Genomic DNA, 22,245 nt, shown 5'->3' with positions numbered 1-22,245 from the left:
TGTCACACTGTCCAAGTCACCTACGCGGGCCGCCCACTCGATCTGTGGGACCTTCAGTCACTCGAAAGTGACGACCAGCGGTCTTCGGCAAGATTCATTGTGCCTGACTGTTACTCCGGAAACCAAATCGGTTCCGTCAGGTCGGTGCTTCGGCGATCGGATGTGGCGGGATCCAGCGATGCATCGCGGTGGCAGCGGCCCACCCCGTCGCGGCCATGATGACGATCGCCGGACCGAGTCCGAACAGAGCTGTGGCCCCGGCCAGCAGCAACGGCCCACTGCCGTTGCCGGTGTCGGCGAACAGCCGGAACGCACCGAGGAACTGCGCGCGCCCGATCGGCGGAGACGCATCCGCTCCCAGCGTCATGATCACGCCGGCGCCCAGACCGTTGCCGACACCCATCAGCAACGCGACCGCGGTGAGCGTGACCGTCGTGTGCGTCAACGGCAGCAGCAGATGCGCGAACCCGAGGACGAGCATGGACGGTACGGCGACCCACTTGCGGCCAAGGCGGTCCATCACCGAACCGGCCGGATAGAACAGCAGCATGTCGACCGCGCCCGACAGTCCGAAGATGATGCTGGTGGTCTGCGGATCGAGCCCGATGTGCAGCGCCCACAGCGGAATGACCACCTGCCGTGACGCCCGGACCGCGCCGACGAGCAGTGCGCCGACGCCGAGGGTCCGCAGTACTGGCAGGTGGTCGCGGATCACGCCCCAGGTCGACTGCGCGGACACCGGTCGGCTCCCGCGCGCACGCCGTACGGACTCGATGTCGGGGAGGCTCACCAGCACGCCACACGCCAGGACCGCGGCGACCAGGTGGACCCAGTAAGCGCCGTCGGTGCCGAGGAAGCGCATCGCGAACGCACCGAGGAACGGGCCGATGAAGGAGCCGATGCGCTGTACGCCGCCGAGCGTGGACAGGGCGCGTGCACGCAACTGGATCGGCACGGCCTCGCTCAGGTACGCCTGACGGGCCAGACCCCAGACCGCGCCGGCCAGTCCGGTCGCCCCGATCGCGATCGCCAGGCCCCAGACCGTCGGGACGACGATGCAGGCCGCCAACGCCAGCGCGACCAGCACCGTCGCGGCGAGCATCGCGCTCCGCTCACCGATCTTGGTGGTGAGCGCACCAGCCGGGATGTCACCGATGACCTGACCGAGACCGGCCGCCGCCACGACCAGACCGGCGACTGCGACCGAGGCGCCGAGGTGGGTAGCCGACACCGCGACCACGGGCGCGATCGCGCCCTGCCCGATGCCGTAGAGCAAAGCGGGCAGATAGACCGATGGTGCGATCTTCCAGAGGCCTGCCGGTCCGGTCATGAGCGGCTGACCGCCGGCTCCGACGCGCGCGCCGTACCGAGGTCGCGTTCAGCTGGGGTGGCGCCGAGCAGCTCGGACACCGACCACGCGGCGGGGACCACCCGCTCGCCGAACTCATCCATCCGCTCCACCGGCATCCGCATCTCCGGACCCGACACGGACAGGCAGCCGACCGCCTGACCGGAGAAGTCGAAGACCGGAGCGGCCACGGATCTGATGCCCGGCGTTCGTTCGGACAGCGACTTGGCGAAGCCTCGGGTCCGGATCTCAGCCAGTTGAGCGGCCAGCGCGACCGGATCGGTGATGGTCTGCGGCAGCACCTGCTCGAGCGGACCGGCCAGCACTGCGACCTGTCGCTCCCACGGGGAGAACGCCAACAGAACCTTGCCTGGGGCACCGAGCGGCAACGGCACCGGGATGCCGAACTCCGTGTACGTACGACGTAACTGGTGACGACTCTCGACCTGATCGAGGACGACGCGTTGCCCGGACGGGAGCAACTCGTGCACGGCCGCCGTCTCCTCGGTCTCGTCGCGAAGGGCCCGCAGGACCGGCATGGCGGCGTCACGCAGGGTCGCCGGGATCCCGCCGCTGTGCGCCAACTGGGCGACCAGCGGACCGATCGCGTACCGGCGGTGTGCCGTCTGGCGGATCAGCCCGTTCTCCTGCATCGCCAGCAGCAGCCGGTGCACGGTGCTGGTGGACAGCCCGGTCGCGCGGGCCAGGTCACTGATGCCGAGATCGGGCGTCCGGGCGTCGAAGCAGCGCAGGATCGCCACCGCCCGATCGATGGACTGCACCGATCCACGGCGTCCGGGGTCTTCCTGCATGGCGAGAATGTATCCCACGATGCGGGAACTTTGCATCCGCTCCCGATAGACGGACAGGTCCGGATCTAGGCTGTGGCGCACCTGTCCCCGCGTCGAAGGAGCAGCATGGCCGGCCGGTTCGTCCAGGTGGGATCCGCGAAGCTTGCTAGTAGCAACGAAGTGCCGGTGGTGCACGATCCGGACCGCGGCGTGGTGCCGATCGCCGACCTCGGCTTCGCGCCGGACCTGCCGACGCTGTTCGGTACGACGACCCTGGCGAAGCTCGCGGTCGCGGCCGAGCGGGCGCCGGACTCGGCGTTCCACTCGCCGGCCGAGGTGGTGGCGCCGTACCGGAATCCGCGCAAGATCTGGGGCATCGGGCTGAACTACCTCGAGCACGCCGGTGACCTGTCCGAGAACGTGCCGACCGAGCCGGCGTCGTTCATGAAGGGCGACCACACGATCATCGGGCCGGGTGATCCGATCCCGGTCCCGTCGCAGAGCCGGCGTACGACGGCGGAGGCCGAACTGGGGCTGGTGATCGGCCGGGAGTGCTACCAGGTCGAGGAGGACGAGGCGCTCGACCACATCTTCGGCGTCGTCCCGGTGCTGGACCAGACCGCCGAGGACATCCTCGAGAAGAACCCGCGCTTCCTGACCCGCTCGAAGAACTTCCCCGGCTTCTTCTCCTTCGGCCCATGGATCACCAGCCTGGACGCCGTCCTCGCGCACTGGGGCTCACTCGACGCGGTCGAGGTCTCGACGGTCCTGAACGGCGAGGTGCACCGCAGCAACACGATCGCCAACATGGCCTTCAGCCCCGCGTTCCTGGTCAGCTTCCACAGCAAGGTGATGCCCCTCTACCCCGGCGACATCATCTCCCCCGGCACCCCCGGCGCCGTCCACATCACCGTCGGCGACACCGCCGAATCGCGCATCCCCGGCGTCGGCACCCTCACCAACCCAGTCACCACAGGCCGCTGAGCACCTGGTGCCAGTGGACAGCACCAGGTGCCTTGCGGGTTGGATCAGCTGAGGACGGCGAGGGCGTCGATCTCTACCAGCATGTCCTCGCGGGGGAGCCCGGTGAAGACGGTGGTGCGGGAGGGGAGGACGCCGCTGGGGGTGCGGGTGGAGAGGAACTCGGCGTACGCCTCGTTCATGACGGCGAAGTCCTCGCGCTTGGTCAGGTAGACGCGCATCATCACGACGTCGTCGAAGCTGCCGCCGCCGGCCTTCAGGATCGCCTCGACGTTCTGCAGCACCCGCGTGGTCTGGCCCTTCACGTCACCGGTGGAGACGAATTCGCCGGTGGCCGGGTCGACCGAACCCTGACCGGACACCTGCAGGATGTTGCCCTTGCGGACGCCCTGCGAGTACACCGGCATCGGCGCGGGCGCCTCGGTGGTGGAGACGGCGGTCTTGTCGGACATCAGGTCTGACACCTCTCAGTTGTCGTCAGTTGTAGTCGGCGCTGATCGCCTTGGTGGTGGCGAGGAGCTCGGGCAGGAGCTCGAGCACCTGCCCATAGTCCAGCAGGACGTCGGGAACCGAGATCGAGACGGCCCCCACGATCCGGCCGTGCTGGTCGGCGACGGGCGCACCGATGCAGTTGATGAAGGACTCGTGCTCGGCCCGGTCCTGCGCCCAGCCCTGGGCCCGGACCGCGTCCAGTTCGGCGCGCAGTGCGTCCGGATCGGTGATCGTCTGCGGCGTGAACGCGTGGTAGTCGATCGACGCGAGCAGCGCCTCCCGGATCCGCTTCGGCTGCGCCGCGAGCAGCACCTTCCCGACAGCAGTGCAGTGCAGTGCGGCGGGTACGCCGATCTGCGAGTACATCCGCACCGACCGCACGCTGTCGAGCTTGTCGACGTAGATGACCTCGCCGTTCTCCCACGCCGCCAGGTGAACCGTCTGACCGGTCTTCTGGTTCAGCTGCCGCAGATGTGGCGCCGCCACCTCGCGTACGACGTGCTGCTCGCGAGCCGCATCCGCCAGTGCGAACAGCCGCGACCCGAGCCGGTAGCGATGCGAGTCATCACGTCGTACGAACCGGTCCGCCTCCATGGTCCGCAGCAGCCGGAGCACAGTCGTCTTGTGTACGCCGAGCTCCGTCGCCAACTGGTCGAGCGACCGCTCCCCCTCGCCCAGACTGGCGAGGATCTGCAGTGCCCTGGCGAGACTCTGACTCATGCCGCCGTCTTCACACCTGCCGGACCGACATGCGTCACGGCCCACTCCTCGTCGGAGGAGGTGAGCAGTGCCTGACGTACGGCCGGGTCCAACGGAGCCGCGTGGTCCTCCGGCACAGCCAACACCGCCGCAGCACCCAGATGTCCGAGCCGCAGCCGCTGCTCCATCGGCAACCCTTGCAGCGTCCCCGCCAAGAAGCCCGCAGCAAACGCGTCGCCCGCACCAACCGGCTCCACGACCTCGACCGTGAGGGCAGGGACCTCAGTACGACGTCCGTCCGGCTCCAGCACCAGCGCGGTGTGCGCATCGTCCTTCAGGACCAGCGTCGACCGCGGTCCGAGGAGTTCACGCAGCTCACCGGGGTCCTTGGTGCCTGCGAAGACCAGCGCCTCGTCAGCACCGATCAGTACGACCTCGGCCGCGCGCAGCAACCGCCACAGTGGCGCCGGGTCCTTGCCCCGCCACAGCGCTGGTCGCCAGTTGAGGTCGACGCTCAGGGTGAAGTCGTGCTGCTGCTCAGCCAGGGTGTCCAGCATCAGTGCGGCCGTGTCGGAGATCGCTGCAGTGATTCCGGTCGTGTGCACGAGCTTGGCCTGTGCCAGCCGGTCGCGGACCGCCGGCCGGTCCAGGAACGCCGGAGTCATGGCCGAGGCTGCCGAACCGGTCCGGTAGTAGTGCATCCGCGAGCGGCCGCCCAGCGACTCCTTCACATACATCGCGGTCGGCCGGTCGGGGTCGATCTCGACTCCACCGACCTCCACACCGCGCGCCTTCAGGTCGCGCAGGACATGCCGGCCGAAGCCGTCGTCGCCCAGTCGCGAGAGCCAGGCGGTCGGGATGTCGAGCGCGGCGAGACCGCCGGAGACGTTGCTCTCGGCCCCGCCCACCGACCGCCGGAACGTCTCGATGTCTTCCAGCGGTGCCCCGGTCTCCCCCGCCAGCATGATCATCGCCTCGCCGATGCAGATCGCGGCGGCGGCAGCCGTCTCAGGGAGCGGTTCGGCCATCGGCACTCCTCGGGGTGCGAGTGATGGGATGGGAGCTGCGACACGTGTCGTTGACGCGGATTTCGGCGCGATGCTACAACCGTATCGTCAGAATGCGCAATCATCGTTGCGCATTCTGCAATATCGACCACCATCAGGGGAGCAGATGCCAGCCGCCTACGATGCCGACGCCATCGCCGCCCTCGCCGACCAGCCCGTGAGCTGGCGGGACAAGGCCCTACCGCCCGCGTTCTGGGGCCGGACCGTCGCGGAGGTGCTGGCCGACAAGCCCCGGCTGTCCCAGCTGCCCACTCCGGTGATGACGCTGTCCGCGCCCGGTCTGCGCCACAACGTCGACACCCTCGCCCGCTGGTCCGCCCACCACGGACTCGACCTCGCGCCGCACGGCAAGACCACGATGGCTCCGGCGCTCTGGGCGATGCAGCTCGACGCCGGCTCGTGGGCGATCACGCTCGCGAACGTCTTCCAGCTCGGCGTCGCCCGCGCGTACGGCGTCCGCCGGGTGCTGATCGCGAACGCGGTGATCTCCCCGCTGCAGCTGCGCTGGATCGCGGACGAGCTCGCCCGGGACCCGGAGTTCGAGGTGCTGTGCTGGGCCGACTCGGTGCGGACCGTGGAGATCATGGAGGCGGCCCGGTCGGCGTACGTCGGTCCGGACGCGCGGCGACTCGACGTACTCGTGGAGATCGGTGGACTCGACGGCCGGACCGGCGCGAGGGATGCCGAGACGGCGGTGGCCGTCGGTGAGGCGATCGCGGCGGCGTCCACGCTGCGGCTGGCCGGAGTCGCCGGTTACGAGGGCGCCGTCGGGCATGGCGTCGACGAGGCCGGTCTCGCGGGAGTGCGGGCGTACCTCAGCGAGTTTGCTGGGATCCACCACCGCTTGAAGAGTCTGTACGACGCGGACATCACGCCGGTGGTCAGCGCCGGTGGCAGTCAGTACTTCGAGCTGGTGGCCGAGGTGCTCGGGCCACTCGGTGCTGACGGAGCACGCGTAGTACTGCGGTCCGGTGCGTACATCACCCACGACGACGGGCTCTATCGCCGCGTCTCTCCGCTCGGCGAGAACCCGCGCACGGACGGCGAGCGGCTGGTGTCGGCGATGCATGCGTGGGTCCGGATCACGTCCCAGCCCGAGCCGGGGCTGGCGATCTTCGACGCCGGCAAGCGCGACCTGCCGTTCGACCAGGACATGCCGGAGCCACAGCTGATCCGGCCGCGCTCCGACGGTGAGCCGGTGCTGCCGGCCACTGGGATGACGGTCACCAAGCTCAACGACCAGCATGGGTTCCTGCACTTCACCGACGTACCGGTGGTGATCGGCGACGAGCTGCGGGTCGGGTTGTCGCATCCGTGTACGGCGTTCGACAAGTGGGGACTGATTCCGGTCGTGGACGATCCGGACGCGGCCGATCCCGTCGTCGTCGATCTGGTCAGGACCTTCTTCTGACATGGCGGACCTGCTGATCTCCGGCGCGTTGGTGCTGGACGGGTCCGGTGCTCGCGGCGTACGGGCGGATGTGGCGGTCGACGCCGGCCGGATCGTGGCCATCGGCAACGACCTGCCGTGGGCGCGGCGGACGGTCGACGCGGCCGGCCTGGCGCTGTCGCCCGGGTTCATCGACATGCACGCGCACTCCGACCTGCAGATCCTGGCCACCCCGGACCACACGGCGAAGGTGAGCCAGGGCGTCACCTTGGAGGTCCTCGGTCAGGACGGGCTGTCGTTCGCGCCGATCGACGATCCGACCCGGTCCGCGGTCCGGCGCCAGATCGCCGGCTGGAACGGCGAACCCGACGACTTCGACTTCAGCTGGTCCACGGTTGCCGGGTACCTCGACCGGCTCGACCAGGGCATCGCGTGCAACGCGGCGTACCTGATCCCGCAGGGCACGTTGCGGATGATGGTCGTCGGCACCGAGAACCGCCCGGCGACCCGTGCCGAGCTGGACGAGATGAAGCGGCTGCTGGCCGAGGGCCTGGAGCAAGGCGCGGTCGGGATGAGCAGCGGTCTCACCTACACACCGGGCATGTTCGCGACCACCGACGAGCTGGTCGAGCTGTGTGGCGTCGTCGCGCAGTACGGCGGCTACTACGGTCCGCACCAGCGGTCGTACGGCAAGAACGCACTGGACGCGTACGGCGAGATGGTCGAGGTGGCCCGCCGGTCCGGATGCGCGTTGCACCTGACTCACGCGGTGATGAACTTCGAGCCCAACCGCGGTCGCGGCGCCGAGCTCGTCGCGATGATCGACAAGGCGCTCGCGGACGGCATCGACGTCACCACGGACACCTACCCGTACTTGCCTGGGTCAACGACCTTGGGCGCGATCCTGCCGAGCTGGACCGCCGAGGGTGGGCCGGACGCGCAACTGGCGCGGCTGAAGGATCCGGAGCAGCGAGCCCGGATCGCTGTCGAGATGGAGCAGGTCGGGTCGGACGGCTGCCACGGCTGTGTGACCGACTGGAACACCATCGAGATCGGCGGCGTACGCAACCCGGCGCTGACCGGTGCCATCGGCAACACCGTCGCGGCGCTCGCGGCCGGGAACGGCCGGGCGCCGGCGGACGTCTTCTTCGACCTGCTGGTCGAGGACAACATGGCGACGTCGATCCTGCAGCACGTCGGGCACGAGGAGAACGTCCGGACGATCATGCGGCACGCGAGCCACACCGGCGGGTCGGACGGGATCCTGGTCGGCGGCAAACCGCATCCGCGGTCGTGGGGGACGTTCCCGCGCTACCTCGGCCGGTACGTCCGTGAGCTCGGCGTACTCGAGCTGGCCGACTGCATCCACCACCTCACCGGCCGCCCGGCCCGGCGGCTGCGGCTGACCGACCGTGGTCTGGTCCGGGAGGGGTACGTCGCCGACCTGGTGCTGTTCGATCCGGCGACGGTCCGCGACACCGCGACCTTCGAGGAGCCGCGGCAGCAGGCCGTGGGTATCCCGTACGTCCTGGTCAACGGCGTCCCCGTGATCGACGGCGGTCAACGTACCGACGCTCTGCCTGGCGGCGCGATCCGCCGTACTCCGACTGCGAGAGGAATCTGATGAACACGCTGGACTTGCTGCGCGCGGACCGGGTGCTGACTGTGGTCCGGGCGCCGGAGATCGCCGATGCCCGCGATCTGTGCGCCGCACTGGTTGCCGGCGGCATCCATGTGGTGGAGCTGACGTACACCACCCCGGATCTCCCCCGGCACCTCGAACGCGCCGCCTCGACTGCGTCCGAGACCGGTGCGGTGGTCGGGGCCGGCACTGTCCAGACCGGCGCCCAGGCCAAGCGGGCGATCGACGCCGGTGCGCAGTTCCTGGTCACTCCTGGCCAGGGTCCGGACGCCGCTGCGATCGCCGAGGCTGCGCGGTCCGCGGGGATCCCGGTGATTCTCGGAGCCTTCACGCCGTCGGAGGTGATGACGGCGCTGGCTCTGGGCTCGGACGCGGTGAAGATCTTCCCGGCGCATCAGCTGGGGCCGAAGTACTTCAAGGACCTCAACGGCCCGTTCCCCGGCGTACCGCTGGTCCCGTCCGGCGGGATCAACGCCGGCAACGCCCGCGACTACCTGACCGCCGGCGCCCTGGCTGTCAGCGCCGGCACCGATGTGGTGTCGCCCGCCGATGTGGCCGCCTCGAACTGGGAGACGATCACCGCCAAGGCGCAGACCTTCTGCGCTGCCATCAGTTGACGGTGATGCTCCCGTAGTTAGTGCGTAGTCCGGCGGAGCTAACCGATCAGCTCCAGGACCGACCCCTCGTGCAGCGCCCGGTAGACCTTGTCGCGCAGGACGTTGGCCTCGGCATCGGTCAGCGTGCGGTCCACCGGCCGGAGGACCAGTCTGACCAGCAGATTCCGCTGACCTGGCGTCAGTTGCAGCCGCTCGCGAGCCGCTGGCGGCAGGTCGTCGTACGCCGTCTCCCCGAGGACATCCAGTGACTCCGCAGCGTCCGCGTCCGGTCCGAGCGCGTCGCGGACCTTGTCGCCGACCACCTCCGGTGACACGTCGGCAGCTGCGTCCACGACCACAGACAGGTCGCGACGTACCGGCGGCATGGACGACACCGGCTTGTACGGCGCCAGGTCCAGCATCTGCCCGGCCACACGGGGATCGGTCGACCTGAGCAGCCGGATGTCGCGGATGCCCTTGCGGAGCATCAGCAAGCGGTCGAGCCCCGGCCCCATCGCCAGTCCGGTCCAGCGCTCGTCCAGTCCGGCCTGGCGGAGGACATGCGGAGCAGCCACCCCGCACTCACCGATCTCGATCCACTGATCGTCCAGCAGTACGTCGATCTGACGGCCATGGATCGTGTAGGGGTGCACCGCCGGCACAGTGCGGTACGTCTGCCCGGGCAGGACCGTGTCGACCAGACGGGCAATCATCTCTTCCAGCTCGGGCTCTCCGAGCGTCACGTTCCGGCTGATCCGCCAGAGGTCGAGCTGATGCGGCGTACCGGTGTGCTGCCAGTCCACCGAATCACGGCGGTAACAGATGCCAGCGCACACCATCAGTACGTCGGACGCCTCGGACTCGGCGAGTTCACGCAGTGCCGGCGGGATCATCGCCGACGTGTGACTTCGCAGTACCTCGGTCTCCGACGCGTAGCGGGTGTAGCGGGCTTCCCGGGTCACCGCGTCACCGGCGTACCCGAGGTTGTCGTAGTTGTCGGCCAGGCTGACCACCGGATGGTCGCGTCTGGTCCAGATCTCCGTGTACGGCCAGGCCGCGCCCAGCGCCGTACGGAGCGAGTCGACGACCAGTTGGACGGCGTGCGGTCCCTGGGCCGGATCGGTCAGGTCGCGCAGGGACAGGGCAGCGTGCAGTTCTTCAGAAGTGAGTACAGACATGGGTTTCTCTCCAGGATGACGGTCTCGACGGGGGGGACACCCCGGTCGGCCGCGGTCACCTCAGGAGAGAGCGCAGCAGCAGCTCACCCCGTCGGCACCGTCGTGCCGGCCGGGGCGCAGAAATCGCCGTCCGTACTGCGTCATGCCAACCAGTGTACCCACGCGCGCGCCCACCCCTCGCCGGTCCCCTTCTCGGAAACTCTTTGCCGTCAGGAGGCATTTTGTTTCCGCCCAGGCGCACCACCCCTGCCGCCTAGGTCACCAACCGACCGACTCTGTGCACCGATCAACCATCCGAAGCGCGCTCAGCTGGTCGACCCGTGCTCAAAGTCGGGCCGAGACCGGGCCGGCTCGACTGTCCAGGTGCAACGATGGGGCGCATGCGATGGATCGACACGTTGGAAGCGGCGGCCGCCGAGAAGCTGCCCGAGGCCGTGCACCGCTATTACCGGCAGGGTTCCGCCGGCGGGACGAGCGTCGGCGAGGCCACCGCGGCCTGGGCGTCGTACCGGTTCCGTCCCCGCGTGCTGCGCGACGTGTCCACCATCGACATGAGCACCACAGTCCTCGGTACGCCGGTGAACGCCCCGGTGCTGGTGGCGCCGTCGACCATGCAGCGGATGGCTGACCCCGACGGTGAGATCGCGATGGCGACCGGCGTCGGAGCGGCCGGCTCGGTGCTCGGGGTGTCGAGCAACGCGGGGACGTCGTTCGCCGACCTCGGGGAGACCGGCGTGCCGTGGTGGCTGCAGATCTACGTCGTGCGGAACCGCACCATCACCGAGCGGATGCTGGACGCCGCGGTCCCCGGTGGCGCGAGGGCGATCGTGCTCACCGTCGACACGCCAGTGGTGGGCCGGAAGGAGGACGACGGACAGACGGTGTGGGAGCTGGCTCAGCCTGGCCAGTGGCTGAAGAACCTACCCGAGGGCGAGTGGTCCGACGACGACCTGGACAAAGCCGACGACCTCAGCCCTGACGTGATCGGCTGGATCGCCGACCGCACGGGGCTGCCCGTGGTCGTGAAGGGTGTACTGCGCGGTGACGACGCCAAGCGCTGTGCGGACGCGGGTGCGGCGGCTGTGATCGTGTCCAACCACGGCGGCCGCCAGCTCGACGGCTCCATCGCCACCGCACAAGCGCTGCCCGAGGTCGCGGAGGCGCTCGCCGGCACGAGCACCGAGGTCTACGTCGACGGCGGCATCCGCCGAGGCGAACACATCCTGGCTGCGCTCGCCCTGGGCGCCCGAGCAGTCTTCGTCGGTCGCCCGGCCCTGTGGGCGCTCACAGTCGGAGGCTCGACCGGTGTGACCCGGTTGCTCACCGACTTGGGCGACGAACTGAGCCACACTCTTCGTCTCAGCGGCTGTGCACGGCCTGGCGATCTCACGCCGGATCTGGTGATCCCAGGCGAGCCTGGGCTGCTCGGAGCACGGAGGAGCTGACATGAGTCGTCCGGACCCGCTGCGCATCGTCTGCCTGAATGCCTTCATGCCCGGCTTCCGGGTGCTGCACGACTTCGCCGCCCGGAACGGGCACGAGATCGTCCTGGTCGTCACGCTGCCCCTGACCTCGGGCAGCCGGTACGACGAGGGCGCGAACCCGTTCGTGGTGGATCTGCCCGAGCGGACGGATGTGCTGATCACCGGCAAGCTGCGGACGGTCGCCGCACCGGTCGTCGAGGCGTTGCGGCCGGACGTGGTCATCTCAGCGGCGTTCCCGCGACTGATCCCGGCCGAGATCCTGCAGATCCCGAAGTACGGCGCGATCAACTGTCACCCGTCACCGCTACCCGAAGGCCGTGGACCGAACCCGTCGCGGCTGATCTACGAAGGCGACGAGCGTGTCGCGGCGAGCGTGCATCGGACTGCGGCTGAGTTCGACACTGGAGCCATCCTGGCGCAGCGGATCGCGCCGCTGCCTGCGGATTTGAATGGGAGCGGACTCATGCAGTCCTGGTACGAGCTGCTCAGCGAGTGCCTGGACGAAGCCGTTCCGCGGCTGGTTGCCGGAGAAGCCGGCGAGGATCAGGATCCGGCCCGGGCCAGCGAGGCGCCGTTCTTCACCGAGGAGGAGAAGCTTCTCGACCTCGCCGTACCTGCCGCCGAGATCCGCCGCAAGGCCGCCGCCCTCAACGTCACCTCGCCCCAGGCCCAGATCCGCGTCGGCGACACCACTCACGTGATCAGCCGTACCGATCCCGTTGATGGACCGTCGGCTGGTGCGCCAGGCACTGTGCTTGCCGAGCATGACAACGGCTGGACCATCCAAACCGCCGACCACCCGCTCCGCTTCACCCGCAGCTGAGGCCGCAGCCCAGCCCCCGGACAAGCAAGCGCGGCTCCGTCCTCTGCTCCCGGACCGTCCGCTACTCCCGGCCAGCTTAGATATGCAGCAGGGCCCCGGGAGATCCCGGGGCCCTGCTGTGTGCTGACTGTGGGTCAGTCGTCCGCGTTCTCGTCGGTGAGGTTGCGGGTCAGGTTGGGGTCAACCTGAACGCCCGGCCCCATCGTGGTGGAGATGACGGTCTTCTTGATGTAGCGACCCTTGGAGCTGGCCGGCTTCAACCGGAGGATCTCCTCCAGCGCGGCGCTGTAGTTCTCCACCAGCTGGTTCTCGTCGAACGAGCCCTTGCCGATGATGAAGTGCAGGTTCGCGTGCCGGTCGACCCGGAACTCGATCTTGCCGCCCTTGATCTCGGTCACGGCCTTGGCCACGTCCGGGGTGACCGTTCCGGTCTTCGGGTTCGGCATCAGACCACGCGGGCCGAGGACGCGGCCGAGCCGGCCGACCTTGCCCATCAGGTCAGGGGTGGCGACGACGGCGTCGAAGTCGAGCCAGCCGTCGGTCACCTTCTTGATCATGTCGTCGTCGCCGACGAAGTCGGCGCCGGCCGCCTTCGCGGCCTCGGCCCGCTCACCGGTGGCGAAGACGAGGACCCGTGCCGTCTTGCCGGTACCGTGCGGGAGGTTGACGGTGCCGCGCACCATCTGGTCGGCCTTGCGGGGGTCGACCCCGAGGCGCATCGCGACGTCGAGCGTGGAGTTGAACTTCTTGCTGCCGGCGGCCTCCTTGGCCAGCCGGATCGCCTCGAGCGGCGTGTACAGCTTGTCGAAGTCGATCTTCTCCGCGATCGCGCGGTAGGCCTTACTGCGCTGTGTCATGTCTGTTCTCCTGTGTGCGAACGCTGCTTGTTCGTTCGCGTTGTGGTGATGACGGGCGAACCTGTCGCCCTTCCACTCCTGCTGATCCGCCGAAGCGGACCATGGAGGTACTACTTCTCGACGACGACGCCCATCGAGCGGGCGGTGCCCTCGATGATCTTCATCGCGGCGTCGATGTCGCGCGCGTTGAGATCCGGCATCTTGGTGTTGGCGATCTCGCGGACCTGGTCCTTGGTGATCTTGCCGACCTTGTCCTTCTGCGGAACGGCCGAGCCCTTCTGCAGACCAGCGGCCTTCTTGATCATCTCCGGCGCCGGCGGCGTCTTGGTGATGAAGGTGAAGGAACGGTCTTCGTAGATCGTGATCTCGACCGGAACCACGTTGCCGCGCATGGACTCTGTCTGGGCGTTGTACGCCTTGCAGAACTCCATGATGTTGACGCCGTGCGGACCGAGCGCGGTACCGACCGGCGGGGCCGGCGTCGCGGCACCGGCCTGGAGCTGCACCTTGACCAGGGCAGCGATCTTCTTCTTGGGAGGCATTCTGTCGGGTCCTTAGACTTTCTGGATCTGGTTGAAGCTGAGTTCCACCGGGGTCTCCCGGCCGAAGATCTCGACCAGGGCCTTGATCCGCTGGGCCTCGGCATTGATCTCCGTGACTGTGGCGTGCAGGGTCGCGAACGGCCCGTCGACCACCATGACCGAGTCGCCCACACCGAAGTCGGCGACCTCGACCTTCTTCTTGGCCGCGGTCTTGGCGGGTGCGGCGCCGGCTTCGGCAGCCGCTGCCTCGGCCGCCGCCACGACGGCCGGAGCGAGCATCTTCTCAACCTCTTCGAGGCTGAGCGGGACGGGCTTCTGGCTGTTGCCGACGAAGCCGGTCACCGACGGCGTGTGCCGCACGGTCGACCAGGACTCGTCGGTCAGGTCCATCCGGACCAGCACGTAGCCGGGGAGGACAGTGCGCTTCACCATCCGGCGCTGCCCGTTCTTGATCTCGGCGACCTCTTCGGTCGGCACGATGATCTCGAAGATGTAGTCCTCCATGTTCAGGGAGTTGATCCGGTTCTCCAGGTTGCCCTTGACCCGGTTCTCCATCCCCGAATAGGTGTGCACGACGTACCAGTCGCCGATCTGCGAGCGCAGCCGGCCGCGCAGCTCCTCGAGCGGGTCGCCCGGCTCCTCGGGCTCGCTCTCCTCGTCGGCGTCGCCGGCCTGCGCGTCGGCGGAAGCGGTCGCGGCGGCGAACGCGTCCACGTCCGCGTCGTCGTCGGCCTCGGCACCGGCGGCCGGGCTGGCGTCCGCGCTGGAGAAGACCAGCTCGTCGTCGGCCGGCTCCTCCTCGATGGTTTCGTCGGAGGTGGTCTCGGCGGTCTCGGCAGCGAGCTCGTCGGCCGCGTCCTCGACGTCGGCCTCGGTCACGACCTCGGCGTCCTCGGAGTCGTCGGCGGCCGCGACCACCACGACCGGCTCCTCGTCGGAGTCGTCAGCGTCGGCCGGGCCGTCCTCGGCCTCGTCGTCGGCGGAGTACTCCGCGACGTCCTCCTCGACCTCGTCGTCGGCGCTGACGTCCTCGTCGTCGTCCTCGTTGTCGAGCCCGGCGAACGGGTCGTCGCCATCGTCATCGTCGTCGGCGAACAGATCGTCGTCGTCGGTGGCGTTCTCGTCGAAGTCGAGGTCAGGTTCGTCGTCGGAGTCAGCGGATACGTCGAACTCGTCCTCCAGGTTGAGGACCTCGTCGTCGCGCTCGGACACGTTGTACTCCGTCATCTGTGCATCGGGTCTTGTCTGGCTTCGGGTCGGGCCGTCGGCCCGGGACCCCCGGCGAATGCGTTCGTGGGCTGCTGCGAACCTCAGCCGAAGATCTTGAACATCGCCCAGCCGAAGGCGAGGTCGAGGACCGAGACGATCGCGATGACGAACACCACGAAGGTCAGGACGACCACGAAGTAGGTGGACAGCTGCTTACGGGTGGGCCAGACGACCTTGCGGAGCTCGGCAACCACCTGGCGGTAGAAGCGCAGCAGGCCCCTGCCCTGCTTGCCTTCCGCCGGCTTGCCGGCGCCGGACGGTGCCGGGGTGCGCGTCTCCGTCACGACCTACCTCTTTCGCTAGCGGCGGCCTGACCGGCCCTGCGCCGGTCAGGATTTGCAGGGCACGAGGGACTTGAACCCCCAACCTTCGGTTTTGGAGACCGATGCTCTGCCAGTTGAGCTAGTGCCCTCTGCAATCCTCCGGACGCCGCGGGACCTGATCTCGGGCATGCCGGATCAGGGCCACCAACGCCCGGACTAGAAGAGTGTACGGGGTCCGCGCCACCTGGTCTAACTGAGGCCCTTGCCCGTACGACCCCTTGACCGGGCGCCGCACCGCGACCAGAACCATACAGCCTCCAACCGGTCCCAACGGACCACGCCCCCTGCGTGTTCCCCGGATCACCAGGTGACACCACGGTGCATCGCCAGCCGCGCTGGTGCCAGGATGGGACGCATGGGTTCCAGGGTTTCGGCGCGGATCGGCGCCATCAGTGAATCGGCGACGATGGCGGTCGACAGCAAGGCCAAGGCGCTCAAGGCGGCCGGTCGCCCGGTGATCGGGTTCGGCGCCGGCGAGCCGGACTTCCCGACGCCGGACTACATCGTCGAGGCGGCGGTCGCGGCCGCGCGGGATCCGAAGAACCATCGCTACACCCCCGCCGGCGGACTCCCGGAGCTGAAGCAGGCGATCGTCGAGAAGACCAAGCGCGACTCCGGCTACGAGATCGAGGCTGCCCAGGTCCTGGTGACCAACGGCGGGAAGCACGCGGTCTACAACGCGTGCGCGGCACTGCTCGACCCCGGTGACGAGGTGCTGCTGCCGGCGCCGTACTGGACGTCGTACCCGGAGATCATCCGGCTGGCCGGGGGCGTGCCGGTCGAGGTGCTCGCCGACGAGACGCAGGGGTACTGCGTCACCGTCGAGCAGCTCGAGGCGGCCCGGACCGAGAAGACCAAGGCGCTGCTGTTCTGCTCACCGTCCAACCCGACCGGCGCGGTGGACAGCCCGGAGGCGGTCGATGCGATCGGACGCTGGGCGCTCGAGCACGACCTCTGGGTGATCACCGACGAGATCTACGAGCACCTGACGTACGGCGGCGCCAAGGCGACGTCGCTCCCGGTCGCGGTGCCGGAACTGGCGGACAAGACCGTCGTACTGAATGGTGTCGCAAAGACCTACGCGATGACCGGATGGCGGGTCGGCTGGATGATCGGCCCGAAGGACGTGGTCAAGGCCGCGACGAACCTGCAGTCGCACCAGACCTCGAACGTCTGCAACATCGCCCAACGGGCCGCGATCGCCGCCCTGACCGGCGACCTGAGCGCGGTCGACGAGATGAAGAAGGCGTTCGATCGCCGCCGGCAGACGATGGTGCGGCTGCTGAACGAGATCCCCGGCGTCGAGTGCCCGGAGCCGACTGGTGCGTTCTACGCCTACCCCTCGGTCAAGGGCGTGCTCGGCAAGGAGATCAACGGGCGTACGCCGGCCAGTTCGGCGGAGCTCGCCGAGATCATCCTTGACCAGGCCGAGGTCGCGGTGGTCCCGGGTGAGGCGTTCGGCGCGCCTGGATACCTGCGGCTGTCCTACGCACTCGGCGACGCCGACCTGGCCGAGGGCGTCGGCCGGATCGCCAAGTTGCTCAGCTGACCGGGATCGGCCCGATTTCTGTCCGTACGCCGTCCGTCGGTAACCTTCGGTAATGACGCAGCGGGATCTGCGGGTGCTGCCGAAGACGCACCTGCATCTGCACTTCTCCGGGTCGATGCGCCACCTGACGCTGGTCGAGCTGGCGGACACGCACGGGGTGCGGCTGCCTGACGCTCTGCGGACCGACTGGCCGCCGGATCTGTCCGCGGCGGACGAGCGCGGCTGGTTCCGGTTCCAGCGCCTGTACGACATCGCCCGTTCGGTGCTGCGCACGGAGGACGACGTACGGCGTCTGGTCCGGGAGGCGGCCGAGGACGACCGGGCCGACGGCTCCCGCTGGCTGGAGATCCAGGTGGACCCGTCCGGGTACGCGAACCGGTTCCATGGCATCACCGAGTTCACCGATCTGGTCCTGGACGCGGCGCGGGACGCGTCAGCCACGACCGGGATCGCAGTGCAGGTGATCATCGCCGCCAACCGCACCCGGCATCCCCTCGACGCACGGACCCTCGCTCGTCTGGCAGCGCAGTACGTGGGGCGCGGAGTGGTCGGCTTCGGCCTGTCGAACGACGAGCGCCGCGGTACGACGTCCGAGTTCGCGCCGGCCTTCCGGATCGCGCGGAGCGCCGGACTGCTCGCGGACCCGCACGGTGGCGAGCTGTGCGGTCCCGCGACTGTCCGCACCTGCCTTGACGAGCTGGGAGCCGGCCGCATCGGACACGGGGTGCGGACGATCGAGGATCCGGACCTCCTGAAGCGTGTGGTCGACGCACAGATCGCGCTGGAGGTCTGTCCGGCGTCCAACGTCTCACTCGGCGTCTATGAGCGGCCGGAGGACGTGCCACTCCGCCAGCTGTACGAGTCAGGTGCACGCATCGCGCTCGGCGCGGACGACCCCTTGCTGTTCGGCTCGCGTCTGGCCGAGCAGTACGAGTCAGCCCGCACGGTCCACGGCTTCACCGACCAGGAGCTCGCCGACCTGGCCCGCGGCTCGGTCCTGGCCTCCACCGCTCCACCCGACGTCCAGAAGTCCTTGCTCAGCGACATCGACGAATGGCTCGGCGTCACCACTCCAGCCCCGGTCCCGGCATACTAGTGCTGTTTGACATCGTCTACCTGGCTCGCCATGGACAGACGGAGTGGAACGTCGAGGGACGGAGGCAGGGGCGACTGGACTCGCCACTGACGCCGAACGGACTACTGCAGGCACAGCGGAATGTGGCTCTGGTCAGACGCGAGCAGCTTGATGCTGTGTTCACCAGTCCGCTCGGCCGCGCGCGCCGCACCGCTGAGATTCTTGCGGAGGCATCGGAGTTGCGGGTGCTCGACGATCTGGCCGAGGTCGCGCACGGCGAGTGGTCCGGACTCACGTCGGCGGAGATCGACACGGGTTGGCCAGGGCAGCGTGCGGCTCGGGAGAAGGACAAGTACGCCTTCCGCTTTCCCGGTGGCGAGAGCTATGCGGACGCTGAGCTACGGGCCCTACGCGCGTTGGAGAGCATCGCAGCGACGGGATCGCGCCGGCCACTGCTCGTCTCGCACGAGATGATCGGCCGGCTGCTGGTGAAGCAACTCGCGGGGCTCAGCGTCGAGGATGCCTTGCGGTGCGACCAGCCCTCCGACGTGATCTATCGGGTCACCTCCGACGGCTCGATCGATCGGTTGACGAGTGCCGAATAAGTGCTGGTCTGGTTCCTGATCAGGGCATTGCCCGGGCCCGCGGGCGGGAATTACGTTGCGTACATGACGCCGACCAAGATCCTGCTCCCAGAGGACGAGCTTCCGACCCGTTGGTACAACGTGCTGCACGACCTCCCCACGCCCCCGCCGCCGGTGCTGCATCCGGGGACCGGGCAACCAGTGGGGCCGGACGATCTCGCGCCGCTGTTCCCGATGGACCTGATCCTGCAGGAGGTCTCACAGGACCAGTACGTCGACATCCCGGGCGAGGTGCTCGATGTGTACCGGCTGTGGCGACCCAGCCCGCTCTACCGGGCGCACCGGCTGGAGAAGGCGCTCGACACCCCGGCACGGATCTACTACAAGTACGAAGGCGTCTCCCCGGCCGGATCGCACAAGCCGAACACGGCCGTTCCGCAGGCCTACTACAACGCCAAGTCCGGTGTCCGGAAGCTCACCACCGAGACCGGCGCCGGCCAATGGGGCACCGCTCTCGCCTTCGCCTGCGCGCAGTACGGGCTGGAGTGCGAGGTCTGGCAGGTGCGGGCGTCGTACGACCAGAAGCCGTACCGCCGGACGATGATGGAGGTCTTCGGCGCGACCGTCCACCCGAGTCCGTCAGAGCTCACCGAGGCCGGGCGGAAGATCCTCGCGGAGGACCCGGAGTCGACCGGGTCGCTCGGCATCGCGATCAGTGAGGCGGTCGAGTCCGCCGTTCAGGACGAGTCGGTGCACTACGCGCTGGGTTCGGTGCTCAACCACGTGCTGCTGCACCAGACGATCATCGGTGAGGAAGCGCTGATCCAGCTCGCCATGGTTGGTGAGACGGCGGACCTACTGGTCGGCTGCACCGGTGGCGGGTCGAACTTCGGCGGCCTGGCGTTCCCGTTCCTCCGGGAGAAGTGGGCCGGGCGGATGTCGCCGACAGTGCGGGCGGTTGAGCCGGCCGCGTGCCCGTCGCTGACGCAGGGGACGTACGCGTACGACTTCGGCGACACCATCGGGATGACGCCATTGATGAAGATGCACACCCTCGGCCACGACTTCATTCCCGACCCGATCCACGCCGGCGGTCTGCGGTACCACGGCATGAGCCCGCTGATCAGCCACCTGTACGAGACCGGTGAGATCGAGGCCGTCGCCAAGCCACAGTCCGAGTGCTTCGCCGCAGGTCTGCAGTTCGCCCGCACCGAAGGCATCGTGCCGGCGCCCGAGCCGACGCACGCCCTAGCCGCGGCGATCGAGGAGGCTCAACGCTGCAAGGAGTCCGGCGAGGAGAAGGTCATCCTCACGGCTCTCTGTGGTCACGGCCACCTGGACCTGGCGGCGTACGAGGCCTACCTCAGCGGTGCGATGACGGACCGCTCGTGGGACGACGCCGACATCCAGTCCGCGGTCGCCCAGGCCCTCACCCGCCTGCCCGTTCTGAGCTAGCGCCCACCGCGCTTCCACCAGGGTTTGGGCCGCTTGGCGACGGCCGCCAGCCAGTCGTCCGGGACGGTCCAACCCCTGGCCTGCACTGCATCGAAGTACGCCGCCTTGAGACTGTCCGGCAACCAGTAGGAGGCCTTGCTCTGGTGCATGACCTCGAAGTAAGTCGTACGTCGCTTGGTGCTCCAGACGGTCGCCTGCCGCGCGCTGTACGCCAGCCGGACGTAGTCCCACCGCGCCTGCGCGTCCGCCATGTCGAACGCCCGCTCGACCACGCGCCCTTGGAGCGGCTCGGCCTCGATCCCTTCGATCAGCCCGAGCACCAACCGCCGGTCGTGGGTGATCTCGTCCGGCAACCGCAACTCCACCGGGTCCAGGACGACAGGCCCCAGCCAAGGCCGCGCGACCTCCAGGAACACCTCCAGCAACGCGAAGCCTTCTTCGGCCTGCTCGAACCGGGCGAGTTCCGCCCGCAAGGTCGTCACCGCTTCCTCGGCCATCCGCCCACCCTAGGAGGCGGATCCTCCGCGCCGGCGGCCAGCCGGTCCCGCATCTGCCCCGGCCTGCCCCTGTCTGCCCCGGCCATGCACGCTCAGCGACGACCCTCGACCATCGATCTGCCCCGATTCGCCACCTGCCGGCCAGGCGCACCACCCGAAAACCCCTTACAGCGCGAGAAAACCGGGGCATCGCGGGGCATTCCGGGGCAACCTGGGGCAGATCATCCACAGCCCTCGTCTTCGACCTCACAGAGGGTGCGCGGACACCTACAGTTACCGCCATGCCAGACCCGAACGAACTCCTCCGCACCGCCCGCGAACGCACCCCTTCCCGCCGAGCGCCCGGTGAGCAGATGTCCCGGGCCGAGCTCGCGGAGGCGGTCTGCGGCTGGCTGTGGGAGACGACCGAGACGAAGTACGAGCTCGACGGGCACTACATCGCGAAGCTCGAACGCGGCGCCGTCCGCTGGCCCGGAGCGGCCTACCGGGCCGGCCTGCGCTACGTCCTCAACGTGGTCGACGACGCCGACCTCGGATTCGTCGCGCCCGGCGGCCTGACCGGTGCCGATCCGGAGCCGGGGACGAGTTCGATGCTCGGGCTCGAGGACGACCTGGTGCAAGCCGGCGACGAGTCGGTCGCGCTACTCGCCCTCGCCGAGGAGTCGAACGTCGGCGACCTGACCGTCGAACAACTGCACGCCGACATCGTGCGCATCACCCAGCAGTACCTGCGTACGCCGACCCGACCGCTGTACATCCGCGCCCGCGCGATCCGCGACCGCGCGTTCCGCCTCCTCGCCGGCCGGCAGCCTCCGAGCCAGACCCGCGACCTGTACGCCGCGGGCGGCTGGGCGCTGACCCTGCTGGCGTGGATCTCGGTCGACCTCGGCCGTCCGGATGTCGCCGAGAGCCACACCCGGACCGCATGGGCCTGTGCCGAGGCCGCCGAGAGCGACGACCTGCGAGCGTGGGTGCGGGCGACGCAGCACACCGCCGCCTTCTGGCAGGACGACTTCGCCCGGGCGACGACGTACGCGCAGGACGGACTGCAGTACGCGACCGGCAGCTCGACGCTGTTCCTGGCCAGCGTCGCTGCGGTCGATCTCGCGCGGACCGGTCGTCACGCCGAGGCCCGCGAGGCCCTCACGATCGCGAAGCGCACCACGGTCCGCACCGACGTACCGGAGCTTGGCGGCCCTTTCCTCTGTACGCCGGAACGCGCGGAAGGCATCTGGTCCGACACGCATCTCGCGCTGGGCGAGGCACACCGCACCCTCGAGCATGCGGATCGCGGCATCGCGCAGTTCGAGGCGGCGCCACACGCCGTACGCAACTTCGGTTCGGAGCGGATGGTCCGGCTCCAGCAGGCCAAGGCGCATCTGCAGCTCGGTGATCTCGACGGCGCGACCGAAGCGGTGTCGGTCGTGCTGACCACCCCGGTCGAGTACCGGGTGCGCCCGTTGATCCATCGGATCAGCGAGGTCGCCGCCCTCACGCGCCTCAGCCGGCACGCGACCGATCCGAAGGCTCGCGCGCTGCACGACTCCATCCGCGTCTTCACCCGTCATCCCGCCAGCCGGGCGACCCCGAGCAAATGAGAGGC

Annotated in this window: 22 protein-coding genes and 1 tRNA gene; 11 read left to right on the top strand and 12 right to left on the bottom strand. The window is 68.8% G+C overall.

The features are described 5' to 3' along the window. Positions 1–136: 136 nt before the first annotated feature. Entirely contained in the window at positions 137–1,330 is a 1,194-nt protein-coding gene (locus E0H75_RS09755; RefSeq protein WP_131512827.1) for an MFS transporter, read from the bottom strand. Then, positions 1,327–2,160 carry an IclR family transcriptional regulator gene (locus E0H75_RS09750; RefSeq protein WP_238162912.1) on the bottom strand — a complete coding sequence of 278 codons (834 nt, stop codon included), beginning with the start codon at positions 2,158–2,160 and terminating at the stop codon, positions 1,327–1,329. Before E0H75_RS09750 ends, E0H75_RS09755 begins: the two co-directional genes overlap by 4 nt. Positions 2,161–2,265: 105 nt before the next feature. On the opposite strand from E0H75_RS09750, the gene E0H75_RS09745 reads away from it, so the two are divergent. Further along, on the top strand, positions 2,266–3,123 hold the full coding sequence (locus E0H75_RS09745; RefSeq protein ID WP_131512825.1) for a fumarylacetoacetate hydrolase family protein: 858 nt from the start codon (positions 2,266–2,268) through the stop codon (positions 3,121–3,123). Positions 3,124–3,167: 44 nt separating this feature from the next. Here the strand turns inward: E0H75_RS09745 and E0H75_RS09740 are convergent, their stop codons facing one another. The 3 genes from E0H75_RS09740 to E0H75_RS09730 are packed head-to-tail and all read right to left on the bottom strand — an operon-like array spanning position 3,168 to position 5,339. Then, the gene (locus tag E0H75_RS09740; RefSeq protein WP_131361066.1) at positions 3,168–3,572 is read right to left on the bottom strand and encodes a RidA family protein; all 405 of its coding nucleotides are present in this window, start codon (positions 3,570–3,572) and stop codon (positions 3,168–3,170) included. A gap of 25 nt (positions 3,573–3,597) precedes the next feature. Then, on the bottom strand, positions 3,598–4,332 hold the full coding sequence (locus E0H75_RS09735; protein ID WP_131512824.1) for an IclR family transcriptional regulator: 735 nt from the start codon (positions 4,330–4,332) through the stop codon (positions 3,598–3,600). Further along, positions 4,329–5,339: a sugar kinase gene (locus E0H75_RS09730; RefSeq protein ID WP_131512823.1), complete on the bottom strand. Its 1,011-nt coding sequence runs from the start codon at positions 5,337–5,339 to the stop codon at positions 4,329–4,331. Before E0H75_RS09730 ends, E0H75_RS09735 begins: the two co-directional genes overlap by 4 nt. A 145-nt stretch (positions 5,340–5,484) precedes the next feature. Here E0H75_RS09730 and E0H75_RS09725 point away from each other — a divergent pair, with 145 nt between their 5' ends. Genes E0H75_RS09725 through E0H75_RS09715 form a run of 3 tightly spaced genes read left to right on the top strand, consistent with a single transcriptional unit; the run spans position 5,485 to position 9,027 of the window. Continuing rightward, entirely contained in the window at positions 5,485–6,789 is a 1,305-nt protein-coding gene (locus E0H75_RS09725) for a type III PLP-dependent enzyme domain-containing protein (protein ID WP_131512822.1), read from the top strand. A 1-nt stretch (position 6,790) separates the two neighbouring features. Further along, complete coding sequence (locus tag E0H75_RS09720) at positions 6,791–8,392, top strand: N-acyl-D-amino-acid deacylase family protein (RefSeq protein ID WP_131512821.1); 1,602 nt, start codon at positions 6,791–6,793, stop codon at positions 8,390–8,392. Then, positions 8,392–9,027, top strand: coding sequence for a bifunctional 4-hydroxy-2-oxoglutarate aldolase/2-dehydro-3-deoxy-phosphogluconate aldolase (locus E0H75_RS09715; protein WP_131512820.1), 636 nt, complete (start codon positions 8,392–8,394; stop codon positions 9,025–9,027). Before E0H75_RS09720 ends, E0H75_RS09715 begins: the two co-directional genes overlap by 1 nt. 38 nt (positions 9,028–9,065) lie before the next feature. Here the strand turns inward: E0H75_RS09715 and srmL are convergent, their stop codons facing one another. Next, entirely contained in the window at positions 9,066–10,184 is a 1,119-nt protein-coding gene (srmL, locus tag E0H75_RS09710; protein WP_131512819.1) for a PheS-related mystery ligase SrmL, read from the bottom strand. Between the two features lie 371 nt (positions 10,185–10,555). Here srmL and E0H75_RS09705 point away from each other — a divergent pair, with 371 nt between their 5' ends. Both E0H75_RS09705 and E0H75_RS09700 read left to right on the top strand, forming a co-directional pair. Further along, on the top strand, positions 10,556–11,629 hold the full coding sequence (locus tag E0H75_RS09705; protein WP_238162911.1) for an alpha-hydroxy acid oxidase: 1,074 nt from the start codon (positions 10,556–10,558) through the stop codon (positions 11,627–11,629). 1 nt (position 11,630) lies between these two features. After that, on the top strand, positions 11,631–12,491 hold the full coding sequence (locus tag E0H75_RS09700) for a methionyl-tRNA formyltransferase (RefSeq protein ID WP_131512817.1): 861 nt from the start codon (positions 11,631–11,633) through the stop codon (positions 12,489–12,491). Between the two features lie 134 nt (positions 12,492–12,625). Here E0H75_RS09700 and rplA read toward each other — a convergent pair whose 3' ends face one another. The 5 genes from rplA to E0H75_RS09675 all read right to left on the bottom strand — a co-directional run bounded on the left by rplA (position 12,626) and on the right by E0H75_RS09675 (position 15,571). Then, a complete protein-coding gene (gene rplA, locus E0H75_RS09695) occupies positions 12,626–13,348 on the bottom strand; it encodes a 50S ribosomal protein L1 (RefSeq protein WP_131512816.1) in 723 nt (240 codons plus the stop codon). Positions 13,349–13,458: 110 nt separating this feature from the next. After that, positions 13,459–13,890: a 50S ribosomal protein L11 gene (rplK, locus tag E0H75_RS09690; protein ID WP_131512815.1), complete on the bottom strand. Its 432-nt coding sequence runs from the start codon at positions 13,888–13,890 to the stop codon at positions 13,459–13,461. 12 nt (positions 13,891–13,902) lie between these two features. Beyond that, positions 13,903–14,769: a transcription termination/antitermination protein NusG gene (gene nusG / locus E0H75_RS09685; protein WP_420323288.1), complete on the bottom strand. Its 867-nt coding sequence runs from the start codon at positions 14,767–14,769 to the stop codon at positions 13,903–13,905. A gap of 431 nt (positions 14,770–15,200) precedes the next feature. Further along, the gene (secE, locus tag E0H75_RS09680; RefSeq protein ID WP_130384685.1) at positions 15,201–15,443 is read right to left on the bottom strand and encodes a preprotein translocase subunit SecE; all 243 of its coding nucleotides are present in this window, start codon (positions 15,441–15,443) and stop codon (positions 15,201–15,203) included. A 55-nt stretch (positions 15,444–15,498) separates the two neighbouring features. Beyond that, positions 15,499–15,571: transfer RNA gene (locus E0H75_RS09675), tRNA-Trp, on the bottom strand. A 266-nt stretch (positions 15,572–15,837) separates the two neighbouring features. On the opposite strand from E0H75_RS09675, the gene E0H75_RS09670 reads away from it, so the two are divergent. The 4 genes from E0H75_RS09670 to E0H75_RS09655 all read left to right on the top strand — a co-directional run bounded on the left by E0H75_RS09670 (position 15,838) and on the right by E0H75_RS09655 (position 20,145). Then, the gene (locus tag E0H75_RS09670) at positions 15,838–17,031 is read left to right on the top strand and encodes a pyridoxal phosphate-dependent aminotransferase (RefSeq protein WP_131512813.1); all 1,194 of its coding nucleotides are present in this window, start codon (positions 15,838–15,840) and stop codon (positions 17,029–17,031) included. A gap of 52 nt (positions 17,032–17,083) precedes the next feature. Further along, positions 17,084–18,127, top strand: a complete 1,044-nt coding sequence (locus E0H75_RS09665; RefSeq protein ID WP_131512812.1) for an adenosine deaminase — start codon at positions 17,084–17,086, stop codon at positions 18,125–18,127. After that, complete coding sequence (locus E0H75_RS09660) at positions 18,085–18,711, top strand: histidine phosphatase family protein (protein ID WP_131512811.1); 627 nt, start codon at positions 18,085–18,087, stop codon at positions 18,709–18,711. Before E0H75_RS09665 ends, E0H75_RS09660 begins: the two co-directional genes overlap by 43 nt. A gap of 63 nt (positions 18,712–18,774) precedes the next feature. Further along, positions 18,775–20,145, top strand: a complete 1,371-nt coding sequence (locus E0H75_RS09655; protein WP_131512810.1) for a TrpB-like pyridoxal phosphate-dependent enzyme — start codon at positions 18,775–18,777, stop codon at positions 20,143–20,145. Here E0H75_RS09655 and E0H75_RS09650 read toward each other — a convergent pair. Then, positions 20,142–20,642, bottom strand: coding sequence for a hypothetical protein (locus E0H75_RS09650; protein ID WP_131512809.1), 501 nt, complete (start codon positions 20,640–20,642; stop codon positions 20,142–20,144). The genes E0H75_RS09655 and E0H75_RS09650 overlap by 4 nt on opposite strands. Before the next feature lie 281 nt (positions 20,643–20,923). Between E0H75_RS09650 and E0H75_RS09645 the strand changes: the two genes are divergently transcribed. Further along, positions 20,924–22,240 (top strand): NsdA family TPR-like regulatory protein, encoded by a 1,317-nt coding sequence (locus E0H75_RS09645; protein WP_238162910.1) that lies wholly within the window; start codon positions 20,924–20,926, stop codon positions 22,238–22,240. The last annotated feature ends 5 nt before the right edge of the window (positions 22,241–22,245 follow it).

This window comes from Kribbella capetownensis (assembly GCF_004331485.1).
In the GTDB taxonomy this organism is placed as follows: Bacteria; Actinomycetota; Actinomycetes; order Propionibacteriales; family Kribbellaceae; genus Kribbella; species Kribbella capetownensis.
The sequence above is the reverse complement of the archived record's forward strand: the minus strand, read 5'-3'. Positions and strand labels throughout refer to the sequence as shown.

Coding starts and splice junctions, on each gene's coding strand:
- E0H75_RS09755 (WP_131512827.1), bottom strand. CDS start 1,330: ATGACCGGACCGGCAGGCCTCTGGAAGATCGCACCATCGGTCTATCTG.
- E0H75_RS09750 (WP_238162912.1), bottom strand. CDS start 2,160: ATGCAGGAAGACCCCGGACGCCGTGGATCGGTGCAGTCCATCGATCGG.
- E0H75_RS09745 (WP_131512825.1), top strand. CDS start 2,266: ATGGCCGGCCGGTTCGTCCAGGTGGGATCCGCGAAGCTTGCTAGTAGC.
- E0H75_RS09740 (WP_131361066.1), bottom strand. CDS start 3,572: ATGTCCGACAAGACCGCCGTCTCCACCACCGAGGCGCCCGCGCCGATG.
- E0H75_RS09735 (WP_131512824.1), bottom strand. CDS start 4,332: ATGAGTCAGAGTCTCGCCAGGGCACTGCAGATCCTCGCCAGTCTGGGC.
- E0H75_RS09730 (WP_131512823.1), bottom strand. CDS start 5,339: ATGGCCGAACCGCTCCCTGAGACGGCTGCCGCCGCCGCGATCTGCATC.
- E0H75_RS09725 (WP_131512822.1), top strand. CDS start 5,485: ATGCCAGCCGCCTACGATGCCGACGCCATCGCCGCCCTCGCCGACCAG.
- E0H75_RS09720 (WP_131512821.1), top strand. CDS start 6,791: ATGGCGGACCTGCTGATCTCCGGCGCGTTGGTGCTGGACGGGTCCGGT.
- E0H75_RS09715 (WP_131512820.1), top strand. CDS start 8,392: ATGAACACGCTGGACTTGCTGCGCGCGGACCGGGTGCTGACTGTGGTC.
- srmL (WP_131512819.1), bottom strand. CDS start 10,184: ATGTCTGTACTCACTTCTGAAGAACTGCACGCTGCCCTGTCCCTGCGC.
- E0H75_RS09705 (WP_238162911.1), top strand. CDS start 10,556: ATGGGGCGCATGCGATGGATCGACACGTTGGAAGCGGCGGCCGCCGAG.
- E0H75_RS09700 (WP_131512817.1), top strand. CDS start 11,631: ATGAGTCGTCCGGACCCGCTGCGCATCGTCTGCCTGAATGCCTTCATG.
- rplA (WP_131512816.1), bottom strand. CDS start 13,348: ATGACACAGCGCAGTAAGGCCTACCGCGCGATCGCGGAGAAGATCGAC.
- rplK (WP_131512815.1), bottom strand. CDS start 13,890: ATGCCTCCCAAGAAGAAGATCGCTGCCCTGGTCAAGGTGCAGCTCCAG.
- E0H75_RS09670 (WP_131512813.1), top strand. CDS start 15,838: ATGGGTTCCAGGGTTTCGGCGCGGATCGGCGCCATCAGTGAATCGGCG.
- E0H75_RS09665 (WP_131512812.1), top strand. CDS start 17,084: ATGACGCAGCGGGATCTGCGGGTGCTGCCGAAGACGCACCTGCATCTG.
- E0H75_RS09660 (WP_131512811.1), top strand. CDS start 18,085: ATGGCTCGGCGTCACCACTCCAGCCCCGGTCCCGGCATACTAGTGCTG.
- E0H75_RS09655 (WP_131512810.1), top strand. CDS start 18,775: ATGACGCCGACCAAGATCCTGCTCCCAGAGGACGAGCTTCCGACCCGT.
- E0H75_RS09650 (WP_131512809.1), bottom strand. CDS start 20,642: ATGGCCGAGGAAGCGGTGACGACCTTGCGGGCGGAACTCGCCCGGTTC.
- E0H75_RS09645 (WP_238162910.1), top strand. CDS start 20,924: ATGCCAGACCCGAACGAACTCCTCCGCACCGCCCGCGAACGCACCCCT.